Genomic DNA, 14,109 nt, shown 5'->3' on the forward strand with positions numbered 1-14,109 from the left:
CTCAAAAGTGCCAACACCAGAAATTCCCAAAAACATAGCGTACAAGAGCGAACCGTACAGGCATGAAGCAGTCCACAAGCGTGAGTTAATGTAAAACATCGCAACGGCGCCATCGCCCTGATCTCCCCGATTCGGAACAGATCGACAGGCGCCGGGCGGACATCGGCAGGCGGCCCAGAGTCGGCTACCGATGCCATCGACACCATCAGAACATGACCAGAGACGATTTTGTTGACCGACAGCAGGCCGTCGCTCCGCAGGCTGCGGGCGATGAAAGCCTCGCTTCGGGCCCGCCGGGCGCCCAGGAGGCGGCCCATTCGCGCCTCGTGCAGCGCCTGCGCCGCCGCTATGCCGCCGAGTTGCCCCTGCTGCCGCCAGGGGCTCCGTCCCGGACCGCCATGCGCCAGACCTATGCGGCGCTGCGCGAGGCGGGACACGACTGCGGCAGTGCCTTGCGCATCGTGCGCCAGCTCGTCATCGAACGGCTGGTCGTGCTCGACTGCGAACGCCAAGCCCCGCTCGAGACCGTCACCGACGCCATGACCGAGCTGGCCGAAGTCGCGCTCGACATCGCCCACGACCATGTCATGCAGGAACTGTCGGCCCGCCACGGCGAGCCCCTGGGCGCCGACGGCCAGGCCGCCCGCCTGTGGATCGTCGGCATGGGCAAGCTCGGCGCACGCGAGCTCAACGTCTCCAGCGACATCGACCTGATCTACATCTACGACCAGGACGGCGAGACCCGCGGCGACGCACGCGGCGCCCAGCGCATCAGCAACCACGAACTGTTCGGCAAGGCCGTCAAGGCCATCTACAGCCTCATCGGCGACGTCACCGAACACGGTTTTGTCTTCCGCGTCGATCTGGCGCTGCGCCCCAACGGCAATTCGGGCCCGCCCGCCGTGTCGCTCGATGCACTCGAGGAGTACTTCCTCGTGCAGGGACGCGAGTGGGAGCGTTTCGCCTGGCTCAAGAGCCGCGTCGTCGCCCCGCAGTGCAACAAGGTCGACGGCTCGGTTCTGGCGCTGCGCGGCGTGGTGCTGCCTTTCGTCTTCCGGCGCTACCTCGACTACCGTGTCTTCGACGCGTTGCGCGACCTGCACCGCCAGATCCGCGAGCAGGCCCTGCGCCGCTGCGCCGGCCACCCCGAACGCGCCAACGACGTCAAGCTCTCGCGCGGCGGCATCCGCGAGATCGAATTCACCGTGCAACTGCTGCAGGTGGTGCGCGGCGGCCAGTTCCCCGAACTGCGGACCCGCTCCACCCTCGACGCCCTGCCCCGGCTGGCGCAGGCCGGCCTCATGCCGCTCGAGAGCGCCCAGACCCTGGCGCAGGCCTATGTCTTCCTGCGCCAGCTCGAACACCGCATCCAGTACCTCGACGACCAGCAGACCCACACCCTGCCCACCAGCGACGACGACCTGGCCTGGATCGCGCGCACGCTCGGCCACGCCAGCACCAGCGAGATGCTGGACCAGTTCTTCGCCTACCGCGAACAGGTGGCCGAGGAATTCGACAAGCTGCTCGGCGGCCCCAAGGCCAACGGGCTGTGCAAAGGCGGCGCCTGCAAGAAGGGCAAGCCCGAAGGCCCCGAGCTCGACGACCTGCTGCCCCAATTGCCCGAGCGCTTCCGCACCCAGCTCGAGGCCTGGCGTGCCGATCCCCGCATCCAGTCGCTGCGCGACGAGGTCCGCCTGCGGCTGCGCCGTCTGATCCAGCGCACGGCGCTGTGGCTCAAGCAGGGCGATGTCACCGAGGACGCGGCCCTGCGCTTCGGCAACTGGCTCGAGACCCTGCTGCGGCGCGACAGCTACCTGGCCCTGCTGCTCGAACGCCCCACCGTGCACGAACGATTGCTGCGCATCCTGGGCGCAGCCAAGTGGCCGGCGCGCTACCTCATGCAGCATCCCGGCGTGATCGACGAACTGGCCAGCGAATCGGTGCTCGACGAACGTTTCGACCGCGCCGCCTTCGACCGCGAGCTCGAGACCCGCCGCGCCGCGCTGCGCTCCACCGGCGAGGACGACGAGGAAACCCTGCTCAACCTGCTGCGCCGCGCCCACCATGCCGAGACCTTCCGCACGCTGGCCCGCGACGTCGAGGGCCGCCTGACCACCGAACAGGTCTCGGACGACCTCAGCGCACTGGCGGAGACCGTACTCGACGTCACGCTGCGCTGGTCCTGGACCTTCCTGCGCCGGCGCCACCGCCAGGAACCGCACTTCGCCGTCATCGCCTACGGCAAGCTCGGCGGCAAGGAACTGGGCTACGGCAGCGACCTCGACATCGTCTTTGTCTACGAGGACGACCACGAGGACGCACCCGAGGTCTACGCCAACTTCGTGCGCAAGCTCATCAACTGGCTCACCGTCAAGACCGCCGAAGGCGACCTCTTCGAGATCGACACGGCCCTGCGCCCCAACGGCAACTCGGGCCTGCTGGCGACCAGCTTCGAGGCCTATGCCAACTACCAGCAGCGCCGCGGCAGCAACACCGCCTGGACCTGGGAACACCAGGCCATCACCCGTGCGCGCATGATCCTCGACGACCACACCACGCTGCGGCCGCGCTTCGATGCCGTGCGCGAAGCCGTGATCACCGCCGCGCGCGACCGCGAATCGCTGCGCGGCGAGATCCTGGCCATGCGCGAGAAGCTTCGTGCGGCGATCCCCGTGCGCGGCGGCAAGTTCGACCTCAAGCACAGCCCCGGCGGCATGATCGACGCCGAGTTCGTGGTGCAGTTCCTGGTGCTGGCCGACGCCGCCGAGCATCCCGGCCTGGTGCCCAACCTCGGCAACATCGCCCTGCTCCAGCGCGCCGAAGCGGCCGGCCTGCTGCCCGAAGGCGTGGGTCACCACGCCGCCTCGGCCTACCGCACCCTGCGCCGCCTGCAGCACAAGGCCCGGCTCGACGAAGCGCCGACCCAGCTCGACCCCGCGCTGGTCGCGCACGAGCGCGATGCCATCCTGGCGCTGTGGCGCTGCGTCTTCGGCTGACACGCGGCACGCAGGCCCCGGGCCCGGCGGCCTGCGCGGACCGCCGCCCGGTCAGGTGGGCGGCAAGGCCCGCAGCAGGTGAACGACCAGCGCCGCCGAGTAGTGGCTGGCCACCGACTCGATGAAACGCATGAAATCGACATGCGCCGAATCGTCGGCACGGTCGGAAATCGTGCGCATGGCGGCAAACGGCACACCGTAATCGCTGCAGACCTGCGCAAAAGCCGCCCCCTCCATCTCGACGGCCAGGGCCGTCGGCAGGGTCTGCCGCAGCAACCCGCTTTCGGCTGCGGTGCTGACGAACCGGTCCCCGCTGGCGACCAGACCGCTGTGCACGCGCGGCGCATGCACCCCCAGCGCGGACAGGGCGCCGACATCGATCGCCGCCTGCGGCCTGTCGGCGATCGCCATGGCCGCAGCCAGCACCTCGGCCCGCAATGCCTCGTCGGTCTCGAACCGGCTGCGGCCATACAGCGGCACCTCATGGCGCGGGAACAGCGGCGAGGCATCCATGTCGTGCTGCACAAAGGCATCGGCCACCACCATGTCGCCGACCTGCACGCCATCGCCCAGACCGCCCGCCACACCGGTGAAGACGATGCGCCCGGCCTGGAAATGCTCGATCAGCGTGACGGCCGTGGCGGCAGCCGCCACCTTGCCGATGCGCGAGAGCACCGCCACCACCTCGTGCCCCTGATAGAGGCCCAGCCAGAACGTGCGGCCCGCCCGCTCGACCGGACGCCAACCGGCATCGACCGTCTCGAGCACGGCCGACAGTTCCTGATGCATGGCGCTGACGACGGCCAGCCGGGTCATGCCGCAATCCCGCAGCGAAAGTCACACGGCGGCCTCTGCGCACAGGCCTCGAAGCAGCGGCGCGGCCCGCCGGAACGATCGGCAAAGACAAAAAGGCGAGGGAATGTTTTCATGTTTCACGCAGGCATGGGGCCTGCCACACGAAGCGGCGGAGCGTGCTGAACACCTCCGTGCAGTCGCTGCCGGCCCGGTCGTTCACGTCGTCATAAGTGTGAACCATTGACAGCGAGTTTACCGGCGCGCGCCATCGACGGGGCGCATGGGCAAATGATGCGGTGATTCGCCCGAAACTGCTTCGAGAGAAAGACGCCATGCACCGAAACCCGCCCCCCATCGACTCCACGCAAAGGACGAAGCAGCAGGCTGAACCGTCGTCCCCCGGCCTGGGCGCCGGCCTCTGGCTGCAGGCGGCTTCGCGGCCCCTCAGCGGCAGCGAGGCCAAGGCCCTGCTGCGCCAGCGCGGCCTCACCCTCAAGCAGTGGGCCGCCAGCAACGGCTATGCCTACGACACGGTCAGCGCCGTGGTCCGTGGCGTGCAACGTGCCAACTACGGCGTCGGCTATCGCATCGCCCTGCAGCTCGGCCTCCGCCGCCCCTGACGCCCCTGACGCCCCCGATCAGGCGGCCAGCGTGGCCAGTGCCGCCGTCTCGGGCGACTGATACCGGTTGCGCGGGCGGTGCAGCCCCAGGTTCTCGCGCAGCGTGCGGCCTTCGTACTCGGTGCGGAACAGGCCCCGGCGGCGCAGTTCCGGCAACACCAACTCGATGAAATCCGTCAGACCCGTGGGCAGCACCGGCGGCATGATGTTGTAACCGTCGGCCCCATGGTTCACGAAGCGCTCTTCGAGCTGGTCGGCAATCTGGCTGGCCGTGCCGACCAGTTGCCAGTGCCCGCGGGCGCCGGCCACGCGCAGGTAGAGCTCGCGTAGGCTGAGCTTTTCACGGCGCGCCAGCTCCAGCGTCAGTTGCTGACGGCTCTTGCTGGCGTTGGTCTCGGGCAATTCGGGGATCGGACCGTCGAGCGGATAGGCCGACAGATCCACCCCGCCCGTCAACCCGGAGATCAGCGCCAGGCCCACCTCCGGATGGATCAGCGACTGCAACTGTTCGAACTTCTCCTGCGCCTCGCTTTCACTACGCCCCACCACCGGAAACACTCCGGGCATGATCTTGAGATCATCCGGCTGCCGTCCATGCTGTGCGAGCCGGCCTTTCACGTCGGCGTAGAACGCCACGGCATCGTCGAGCGTCTGCTGGGCCGTGAAGATGACTTCGGCAGTCTCGGCTGCCAGCGCCTTGCCGGCCGGGGACGAACCGGCCTGCACGATCACCGGATGGCCTTGCGGCGAACGCGGCACATTGAGCGGGCCCTTGACCTGAAAAAAACGCCCCTTGTGGTTGAGCACATGGCGCCGGGCCGGATCGAAGTACAGCCCGCTGGCCTTGTCGCGCTGCAGCGCGCCATCCTCCCAGCTGTCCCACAGGCCGGTCACCACCTGCGCGAACTCGGCGGCCCGCTGGTAGCGCTCGGCGTGATCGAAGTGCCGCTCGCGGTTGAAGTTGAGCGCTTCGTGCTCGCTCGACGACGTCACCAGATTCCATCCTGCCCGTCCGCCGCTGATGTTGTCGAGCGAGGCAAACTTGCGCGCGATGTGAAAAGGCTCGTTGAAACTGGTCGAGGCCGTCGCCACGAAACCGATGCGCTGCGTCACCGCCGCCAGGGCCGACAGCAGTGTGATCGGTTCGAACTGCGCCACATAGCTGTGTGCCGTCCGGCTCAGGTAGCGATGGTTGTCGCTGCGTGTTCCCACGCCGTCGGCCATGAAGATCAGGTCGAACTTGGCCGCCTCGGCCGCCTGCGCCAGTTGCACGTAATGGCTGAAATTGGCCCCTGCATCGGCCTGTGCCTCGGGATGCCGCCAGGCCGCCACGTGGTGGCCCGTCGGGTATAAAAAAGCACCCAGCTTGAGCTGTCCTTTTCTTCTGGCCATTGTATTGGCTCCGTGTTCAAGGTTGAGCGTCTGATCAGACGGGGTTCTGCCTTCGATTCCATGGCGGATGACGGCCTGTCGAGGGCATCGGGACGTTGCCGGGAAGTCCGCGAAGCCGCCCGGTTCAAGCCGCTTTCAGCCCCGCGGCCGCCGCCGGCCGGGCCAGCCCCAGGTGGTCGCGCAGGGTCGTGCCCTGGTACTCGGTGCGAAACAGGCCTCGCCGCTGGAGAATCGGCACCACCCCTTCGGTGAAGGCTTCCAGGCCGTCCGGCAACGCATCCGGCATCAGGTTGAAGCCATCGGCGGCGCCGCCGCGAAACCAGCGCTCGATATCGTCGGCGACCTGTTCGGGCGTGCCCACGATCACGCGATGGCCACCGCCTCCGGCGAGTTCGTGGATCAGCTGCCGCACCGTCGAGCCATGCCGGCGGGCATGCGCCAGCGTCGCCAGGAAAAAGGTGTGGTTGCCTTGGCCTTGCGCCGGCAACGGCAGATCGTCGGGCAGCCGCCGATCGAGCTGCAGCCGGTCGGCCGAGATGCCCAGCGTGCCCGCCAGGCGCTTGAGGCTGTAGCGCCAGGGAATCAGCGCCACCAGTTCGTCTCGCCGGCGCAGCGCCTCGGCTTCGGTGCCTGCAATCACCGTGGTCAGTCCTGCCAGGACCTTGACCGCGTCGGGCCCGCGCCCCAGCGCCGCTGCACGGCTCTTGAGCTCGCGCCCGTAGGCCAGCGACTCCTCGAAGCTCTGCGACGCCGAGAAGACCGCTTCCGCATGGCGTGCCGCCAGCTCGCGGCCATCGGCCGAAGCGCCGGCCTGGATCAGCACCGGCCGCCCCTGCGGCGTGCGCGGCAGATTCAGGGGCCCCTGGACCTGGAAGAACTCGCCGCGATGCGCAATGGGCTGGATCCGCGAGACATCGGCAAACACGCCGCTCGCCTTGTCGCCCACAAACGCATCGTCGGCCCAGCTGTCCCACAGCGCTTTCACGACATCGGCGAACTCGCTGGCGCGGGCATAACGCCGGCCATGGTCGGGCACCGCGTCGAGGCCGAAGTTCTGGGCCGAGCCAGCATCGGCCGTGGTCACGATGTTCCAGCCGGCACGGCCTGCACTGACGTGGTCGAGCGTGGCAAAACGGCGCGCGATGTTGTAGGGCTCGTTGTAGCTGGTCGACGCCGTGCCGATCACTCCGATGTGTGTGGTGGCCGCCGCGATGCTGGCCAGCAGCACGGTCGGCTCCAGTGCCGTGATGGGCCGGAAATCGATCTGGTCGGCAATCGAGGCGTTGTCGGCCAGGAACACCGCATCGAGCTTGGCGGCCTCGGCGATCCGGGCCACACGCACATAGTGGCGAACGTCGGCAAAGGCATAGGGATCGGCCTCGGGCAGGCGCCAGGCCGAGGGCACAAAACCCGAATGCAGGATGTTGATGTTGAGGTGCAGTTGCCGCGCGGGCGCGGCGCCGGTCAGGACAGCGGTCATTGGAAAGTCCCCGGCACGGGATAGCCGTCGCCCAGTACCCAGCGGCCGACGTTGCGTGCCTTGTACTCGGCCGGGTTGTGCAAGGTGTGGATGCGCACGTTGCGCCAGAAACGATCGAAGCCGTAGGCCCGCGTCGCGGAGCGGGCCCCCATGACTTCGAAGATCTCGCGGGTCACGCGCAAGGCGGTCTCGCCGGCCAGCACATTGGCCGAGGCGATGGCCAGCGCGGCCTCGCCACGCTGTCCGGCACCGAGCGCATCGCCCTGCGCCCAGGCATCGTCCAGGGCCTCGAGCGCCCGGTCGGCCAGGGCCGTGGCCGCCAGCGTCCGGGCCAGCAGATCGCCGTACTGGCGCTGGATCCATGGATCGTCCTGATGCCGGTCGACGCCCGAATACAGCCAGGGTCGCGACTGCTCGAGCGTGTAGTCGCGCGCAGCCAGCAAGGCGCCCTGGGCGCTGCCGATGAACACGTTGAGCAGCACGCTCTGCTGTTGCAAGGCCGTCAGAGACCGCGACGGCACCGGGGCTGCGGCGGTGGGATCGAAACGCGCGGCCGCACCCAGAACCTCGCTCTCGTGCACCCTGACCCGGTGGTAGGAAACACGGCCGCTGCCGGTCTGGCGCTGTCCTATTCCATCCCAGTCGTCCTCGATGACGATTCCTGACCGATCGGCTGGAATCGCTGCAAACCGCCTTTCCAGACCTTCTTCGTCTTCCCAGGCCACCGACAGCATGTCGGCGACGTGTGACCCCGAGGTGAAGGGCCGGAATCCGTCGAGCACGAAGTACTCGCCTTCACGCCGTCCGAACAGGCTTTTCGAGAAGCTGTTGCCGGTATTGCCCCAGAACCATCGTTTGTCGGCGGTTTGGCGCCAGAGTTCGTCGGTCTTGACGGCCTCGTCCCGAAAACGCAGGCCCAGCAGCGTGGCGCAGTGGTAGCCATAGATGTGCGCGAGCGAGCCGTCGACCTGTGCAAACGCACGCACCACCCGCAAGGCGCTCGACCACGGCTGCCCTTCCCCGCCCAGTGCCGTGGGAATGAGCAAGGCCAGCAGGCCGCTGTCCTTGAGCCACTGGATCTGCTGGCTCGGCCGCCCGCCGGCCTGGTCGCGGGCCACCGCATCGACGGCCAGCCTTTCGCGCAGTGCCGCGGCACGGGCGCCGTGGGATGTACCGGTGTCGATGGCAAAACGCTCGTCGAGCGAGTCCGCCTGCGGTTTCCCGCTCGCCGGCTCGCGGGACGCAGGCGCCGGGACCGGGATCGCGGACGGCGTGACCGCCAGGCTCGGCGGGTCGATCAGAAGATGGCTGCTCATGCGCGAGGCCTCCGGAGGACGGTGACGGGATCGTTCAATGCAGGCGCGGAAAGCCGTGGCGTTGGGCCAGCAGCTCCAGGATCCGGCGGCTGTCGCTCACGAAGTGGCGACCCGAGGTGGTCTGCGCATCTTCCGGCACGGCCTGTTCGTCGCCGAAGATCAGCACGGGCAGGCCCTGATGCTGGTCGTCGAGTGCATCGATGACCGCCTGCCGCGGCCGCGGGAAAGGCAGCCGCTTGATCTCCAGCCGTTCGGCCCGGGACGGGTCGGCCGCCAGCAGCCCTTCGATGGGATTGCAATCGGGGCAGATGAAACGTTCGCCGGGATAGGCGGGATCGGTGAAACCGGGCTCGAGCAGCAGTAAGGTGTCCTTGCTCATGAATGGTGGTCCTGTCGGTTTTGATTGAAAGGCGGTGCCGGACGGCCCGCTCAGCGATAAGGTGCAGGCTGGGGATGGCTGCCGTCGAGCAGCCATTGACCCAGCGTGCGTTTTTTGTATTCGGCCGGGTTGTGCAGGGTGTGGGTGCGCACATTGCGCCAGAAACGGTCGTAGCCCCGCGCCCGCGTGGCCGAGCGTGCACCCATGACCTCGAACACCTCCTCCGCCACGGCCAGGCCCACTTCGCCCGCCACCACATTGGCCGCCGCGGCGCTGATGGCCAGCGAGCCGCGTGCATGAGCCGTCAAGCCATGGCCTTGGGGGTAGAGCTCGTCGAGCTGTGCAGCGGCCTGCTCGGCCAGCGCCTGCGCAGCCTGCACCCGGATGTGCAGGCCGCCATAGCGGCGTTGCACCCAGGGATCGTCGGTGTGCCGCTCCACGCCCGAATGGATCCAGGGCCGCGATTCGCGCACGGTGTAGTCGCGCCCTTCTGCCAGCGCGCCCTGCGCACTGCCGATGAACACCTGGGCCAGGACCAGTTGCTGCAGCAGCGAGTTCAGCGACACGAAGGGCGTGACCTCGTCGCCCGGACGGCCCAGCAGCTCTTCGTCGGCGATCCGGACGCCCTGGAAAAGGACCGTGCCGCTGCCGGTCTGGCGCTGGCCGATGCCGTCCCAGTCATGGGCGATGCCCACGCCGTCGCGGTCGGCCGGAATCACGGCGGTGTAGCGTCCGCCGTCGCCGTCCCACGAGACCTGGATCACATCGGCCACATGCGTGCCGGAAGAAAACGGCCGATGGCCATCGAGCACCCAATGGGTGCCCACGCGCCGTGCGGTCGAGGTCCTGGACATCACATTGCCGGAGTTGCTCCACAGCCAGTTCTCGCGCACCGAAGCGGGAAACCAGTTCGCCAGCTGGGCCGGCGTCGCACGGGCTGCGGTGATGTGCAGCGGCAGATGCTGATAGCCGTACAGGTGGGCGATCGAACCGTCGGTGCGCGCGAACTCGCGCACGACCCGCAGGATGCTGGTCCACGAGGCCCCCTCGCCGCCGTAGGCGCGCCCGATCCACGCCGCGTTGAGCCCGCTGGCCTTCAGGGCCCGCACGGCATCGAGCGGCTGGCCGCCGGCTTCGTCGCGCGCGACGGCATCGGCATGCAGCACTTCACGCAGAGCGGCCGCACGCCGGGCATGGACGTCACCCGGCTCGGGCGCGTAAAGCTCGGGCGGTTCGGGCACGTCTGGCGTTTCGTGGGCAGGCGACGAGGAACGGGATGGCACGGCAACGGTCTTTCTCGGCAGAGATCGGACTCCGACTGTCGGACAGTGCCGGCCTTGCGGCCACGAATAAATCTGCGGTTTTTTATGCGCAAACAAAGTAACCGCCGTTCACGCCATGCACGCCGTGCACGCCGCCGGCGCACGTCTTCGAACCGCCCGGCCGGACCGCCGTCGCCGGCTCCACGGATCGCCTGCCGCGATTTGGCATGATGGCGCATGCTCGCCGCCCCGCTCCAAGTCCCCTCGCCGCCGGCCCTGCCCCGCCCGTGCATGCCCCGGGCCCGTGTCCTCTCGGGCCTCGCGGCCGGCCTCGCCGCCTGTGTCCTGTTGACAGGCTGCGCAGGCAGTGTCTCGCCGCAACGCAACGTCAGGGGCGACCCTTTCAACGAATCGCAGGCCCTCCAAAGCGGCATGAACCGGTTTGCCAACCTCACCATGCGCGACAACCTCGACAGCCTGGAGGTGCTGCTCGACAAGCTCTACCAGCGCAATCCAGCCATGTGGCGTGCCTCGGGCCTGGCCAGCCGGGATGCCGCGCGCGAAGCCGTCATGTTCGCCATCCGCAGCGGCGGCGCCTGGCCGGGCGGGCAGGTGCCCCAGCGCGGCGTCGATGCCATCCGCGTCGCCTTTGCGCCGGTGTACAGCGGCGACCGGGCCGGCCTGATGGTCTACGGACTGGGCACGATGCTGGTGGAGGCCTACGACGGCCGGCTTCACCTCACGCTGTTCAACGGCCTCAACGCCCAGAAGATCGCCAATGCCGCCCACAACGTCACCGTGGCGGCCTGGCTGCTGGCCAGCCGCCGCGACGAGCAGGGCCGTCTGCTGCTGCTGGCCGACGACATCACGCCCGAGGAACGCAACCTCTCCTTTGCGCGCGAGTTCGGCAAGATCATCGGCCGCCTCGACACACTGGCCGCAGTCAACGACGAAAAGGTCAGGCGCAGCCTGCTCGACTACCTGCAGGGTTTGGTTGCGGGACCTTTCCTGCAGTTCATCCCCATCGGCGCCAGCGCAGGCTCCTGAGCCGCCTCACACGCCGCGGCGTGTCCAAAGAAAAAGCGCGCCTGCGTGATGCCTGCGCGCCTTGGCAAGGTCGGTGTGCAGGGGACCGCCGGCCCCCCGCACCGATCGGAACGATCAGGTCCCGACCACACCGCCGTCTTCACGCCAGATCACCACGGTGGCCGGACGGGGACGCGTGGCGGTCTCCATGTCGGGCCAGCGCGAGGCGCGGGTCGGATCGGCCTGAGCCTCGGTCACCGAAGGACCTTCGCCCGGATGCTGGATGTTGATGAACACATACTTCTGGTCCGGGGTCCAGGTGATGCCGGTGACTTCACAGCCCACCGGACCCACCATGAAACGGCGGATCTCCTGCGTGACCGGATCGGCCAGCAGCATCTGGTTGTTGCCCTGTCCTTCGTAATCGCCGGTGTTCGCGTAGCTGCCGTCGGTCTGGATCCACAGCAGTCCGCGCGGATCGAAAGCCAGGCCGTCGGGGCTGTTGAAGGTGTTTTCGGCCGTGATGTTGGCCGAACCGCTGCGCAGATCGCTGCGGTCGGGGTAGACGTTGGGATTGCCGGCCAGCACAAAGATGTCCCACTCGAACGTCAGCGAGCCCGGGTCGCTCACGCCGTTGGCCAGGCCATCGCGCCAACGCACGATCTGGCCATAGCGGTTGGCGGTGCGCGGGTTGGCTTCGTCGGCGCCGGGATGGGCCGGACCGCCGGGATAACGGGCCGAGCCGCTGCCGCGCGAGCTGTTGTTGGTCAGTGTCACGTAGGCTTCGCGGGTGGTCGGGTGCACCGCGACCCACTCGGGGCGGTCCATCGGCGTGGCGCCCACCGCGTCGGCGGCCTGGCGGGTCTTGACCAGCAGCTCGCCCAGGTCGTTGTTGAACAGATCGCCCAGACGGCGGCCGTCCAGGGTAAAGGTGTCGAGCTTCAGCGGGATCCAGACACCGGTGCCCATGTTGTCGCCGGTCGTCTCGCCGGCATCGAAACGTGCCACGTACAGGGTTCCGGTGTGCAGCAGTTCACGGTTGCGCTGGGGCTGCGCGGCATCGTACACGCCGTCGGAAACGAACTTGTAGATGTACTCGCTGACCTGGTCGTCGCCCATGTAGACGACCACGCGGTTGTCGGCCGCCAGCGTCTGCGCGGCGTTCTCGTGCTTGAAACGGCCCAGTGCCGTCAGCTTCTTGGGCGGCGTGTTCGGTGCGAACGGGTCGATTTCCACGATCCAGCCGAAACGGTTGTACTCGTTGGGCTCCTGCGACCAGTCGAAACGGGTGTCGTGCGTGTCCCAGCGGTAGCTGCCGCTCGCCGTCTTGCCCGAACCCTTGTAGCGCTCCATGTGCGCCTGGTATTCGGCCGAAGGATACGGCACGTTGGCCGCGGTCTGGCTGCCGATGCCGAAGTAGTCGGTGAAGTTCTCTTCACACGTCAGGTAGGTGTTCCACAGCGTGTGGCCGTTGCCGCAGTTGCCGAACGTGCCGAAGGCCGTCTGGCCGTAGGGATCGGCGGACGTGCGGACCAGGCGCGTGCCGGCGGCCGGGCCGACCAGTTGCATGGCCGTGGTGCCGTTGACGCTGCGGTTGTAACGCGAATCCAGCACGGTTTCCCAGACGCCGTTGGCCAGGCGGATGTGCTTGACCGAAGCGCCCTGCGCATACTGCGACTTGCGCACCCAGTCCAGGTTCCACTGCGGGTTGGCAGGCACGACGCCCTGGGGAAAGAAGTACTCCGAGGTGATGTATTCGTGGTTGCAGACCAGCAGGCCTTCGACGCTGTTGCTGCCCTGGGTGTGCACGCCGTCGATGGGGAAAAAATGCATGCCGTCGTGGTTGTAGCCCGTCTGCTGCAGCTGAGCGGCGGCATTGTCCGAGGCATCGCCCTTCCAGGCGGGTGCGTTGGCATGCAGCTTGTCGCCCCAGCGGTTGATGACGGCATAGGTGTAGCCGGCCGGAACCACGATGGTGTCGGCGGTGCTGATGCCGACCGCTTCGAAGCTCAGCGTGACGGGTGTCGGTTCGACCGGCGGCGTCGTGCCGCCGCCGTTGTCGCCACCGGAGCCGGGGTTGTCGTCATGGTTGTCGCTGCCGCCGCAGGCGCTCAGCCCGGCGCCCAGGAAACCGACGGCACCGGCACCCACGCCTGCGCGCAGGAAACCGCGGCGGGACAGGGCCTTGGCGACGACGCCGTTGAAATGCAGGGCCTGCGAACGATTGGCAGGAATATCGTCCAGGTCTTGTTCGGCCTGCGACAGGTTTTTCGGGTTCATGTGGGGCATCCTTCGAGGAATCGGTATGAAATTCATGCCCCATGTGTTGTCTTTGGTTTTGCGAGGCCACGGTCGTGTTGCAACCGATGGCGAATGCTCGCGGCGCATCGTGACGAAACCATGACAGAGCCGCGACCCCAGCAAATCGCTCGGCTTTTACCGGCGGGCCGTGGCGGAAGACCCCGTCACCGTCTCGTGCGCACAAAACCCATAGCCGACCGCAGTCGAACGGTTGCATGTCCTCGCCGGCCCCAGCCGCTTGCGGCCGGTCCACGCAGACCCGCCTCATGCCTCGACAGAGCGTCGAGCGGTGCCGCGGAGGCTCCACATCACGCGGTCGCGGGCAGCACGGACGAGGCTTTCGCGACTGGCTTGCGGTCCGTTGTCTTCGCGTTGTTCATGGCAATTTCAATCGCGAAATCAAAGATTGGGCTAAAGCATAAATATCCTTATCCCTCGTTTTCAGACACCTTGTCGAATTCGATGGAAAGCCTCTGAGGGCCTGTCGTTACCCCGCCTTCCAGCACAACGACCAGGAGATTCCTGTCTGGTGCCCTGCGGCA

10 protein-coding genes are annotated in these 14,109 nt (G+C 67.7%); 3 read left to right on the top strand and 7 right to left on the bottom strand.

Annotation, left to right across the window (positions count from 1 at the left end; genetic code table 11):
• Positions 1 to 212: 212 nt before the first annotated feature.
• Entirely contained in the window at positions 213 to 2,996 is a 2,784-nt protein-coding gene (gene glnE, locus EC845_RS13530) for a bifunctional [glutamate--ammonia ligase]-adenylyl-L-tyrosine phosphorylase/[glutamate--ammonia-ligase] adenylyltransferase (RefSeq protein ID WP_123298633.1), read from the top strand.
• A gap of 51 nt (positions 2,997 to 3,047) precedes the next feature.
• Here glnE and EC845_RS13535 read toward each other — a convergent pair whose 3' ends face one another.
• On the bottom strand, positions 3,048 to 3,812 hold the full coding sequence (locus tag EC845_RS13535; protein WP_123298634.1) for a 5'-methylthioadenosine/adenosylhomocysteine nucleosidase: 765 nt from the start codon (positions 3,810 to 3,812) through the stop codon (positions 3,048 to 3,050).
• Between the two features lie 311 nt (positions 3,813 to 4,123).
• On the opposite strand from EC845_RS13535, the gene EC845_RS13540 reads away from it, so the two are divergent.
• Positions 4,124 to 4,411, top strand: a complete 288-nt coding sequence (locus tag EC845_RS13540) for a hypothetical protein (protein WP_123298635.1) — start codon at positions 4,124 to 4,126, stop codon at positions 4,409 to 4,411.
• Positions 4,412 to 4,429: 18 nt separating this feature from the next.
• Here the strand turns inward: EC845_RS13540 and EC845_RS13545 are convergent, their stop codons facing one another.
• From EC845_RS13545 to EC845_RS13565, 5 genes are all read right to left on the bottom strand, one after another.
• Positions 4,430 to 5,803, bottom strand: coding sequence for an LLM class flavin-dependent oxidoreductase (locus tag EC845_RS13545; RefSeq protein WP_123298636.1), 1,374 nt, complete (start codon positions 5,801 to 5,803; stop codon positions 4,430 to 4,432).
• A gap of 124 nt (positions 5,804 to 5,927) precedes the next feature.
• Positions 5,928 to 7,283 (bottom strand): LLM class flavin-dependent oxidoreductase, encoded by a 1,356-nt coding sequence (locus EC845_RS13550; RefSeq protein WP_123298637.1) that lies wholly within the window; start codon positions 7,281 to 7,283, stop codon positions 5,928 to 5,930.
• Positions 7,280 to 8,599: an acyl-CoA dehydrogenase family protein gene (locus EC845_RS13555; RefSeq protein ID WP_123298638.1), complete on the bottom strand. Its 1,320-nt coding sequence runs from the start codon at positions 8,597 to 8,599 to the stop codon at positions 7,280 to 7,282. Before EC845_RS13555 ends, EC845_RS13550 begins: the two co-directional genes overlap by 4 nt.
• A 34-nt stretch (positions 8,600 to 8,633) precedes the next feature.
• Entirely contained in the window at positions 8,634 to 8,978 is a 345-nt protein-coding gene (locus tag EC845_RS13560) for a DUF3088 domain-containing protein (RefSeq protein WP_123298639.1), read from the bottom strand.
• Between the two features lie 50 nt (positions 8,979 to 9,028).
• Positions 9,029 to 10,261 carry an acyl-CoA dehydrogenase family protein gene (locus tag EC845_RS13565; protein WP_233598062.1) on the bottom strand — a complete coding sequence of 411 codons (1,233 nt, stop codon included), beginning with the start codon at positions 10,259 to 10,261 and terminating at the stop codon, positions 9,029 to 9,031.
• Positions 10,262 to 10,672: 411 nt separating this feature from the next.
• Between EC845_RS13565 and EC845_RS13570 the strand changes: the two genes are divergently transcribed.
• A complete protein-coding gene (locus EC845_RS13570) occupies positions 10,673 to 11,287 on the top strand; it encodes a hypothetical protein (RefSeq protein ID WP_199739800.1) in 615 nt (204 codons plus the stop codon).
• Between the two features lie 114 nt (positions 11,288 to 11,401).
• On the opposite strand, the gene EC845_RS13575 is transcribed toward EC845_RS13570, so the two are convergent.
• Complete coding sequence (locus EC845_RS13575; protein WP_123298641.1) at positions 11,402 to 13,546, bottom strand: PhoX family phosphatase; 2,145 nt, start codon at positions 13,544 to 13,546, stop codon at positions 11,402 to 11,404.
• Positions 13,547 to 14,109: the final 563 nt, after the last annotated feature.

This window comes from Comamonas sp. BIGb0124, assembly GCF_003752175.1.
Classification (GTDB): Bacteria; Pseudomonadota; Gammaproteobacteria; order Burkholderiales; family Burkholderiaceae_C; genus Comamonas_F.

Coding starts and splice junctions, on each gene's coding strand:
- glnE (WP_123298633.1), top strand. CDS start 213: ATGACCAGAGACGATTTTGTTGACCGACAGCAGGCCGTCGCTCCGCAG.
- EC845_RS13535 (WP_123298634.1), bottom strand. CDS start 3,812: ATGACCCGGCTGGCCGTCGTCAGCGCCATGCATCAGGAACTGTCGGCC.
- EC845_RS13540 (WP_123298635.1), top strand. CDS start 4,124: ATGCACCGAAACCCGCCCCCCATCGACTCCACGCAAAGGACGAAGCAG.
- EC845_RS13545 (WP_123298636.1), bottom strand. CDS start 5,803: ATGGCCAGAAGAAAAGGACAGCTCAAGCTGGGTGCTTTTTTATACCCG.
- EC845_RS13550 (WP_123298637.1), bottom strand. CDS start 7,283: ATGACCGCTGTCCTGACCGGCGCCGCGCCCGCGCGGCAACTGCACCTC.
- EC845_RS13555 (WP_123298638.1), bottom strand. CDS start 8,599: ATGAGCAGCCATCTTCTGATCGACCCGCCGAGCCTGGCGGTCACGCCG.
- EC845_RS13560 (WP_123298639.1), bottom strand. CDS start 8,978: ATGAGCAAGGACACCTTACTGCTGCTCGAGCCCGGTTTCACCGATCCC.
- EC845_RS13570 (WP_199739800.1), top strand. CDS start 10,673: ATGAACCGGTTTGCCAACCTCACCATGCGCGACAACCTCGACAGCCTG.
- EC845_RS13575 (WP_123298641.1), bottom strand. CDS start 13,546: ATGAACCCGAAAAACCTGTCGCAGGCCGAACAAGACCTGGACGATATT.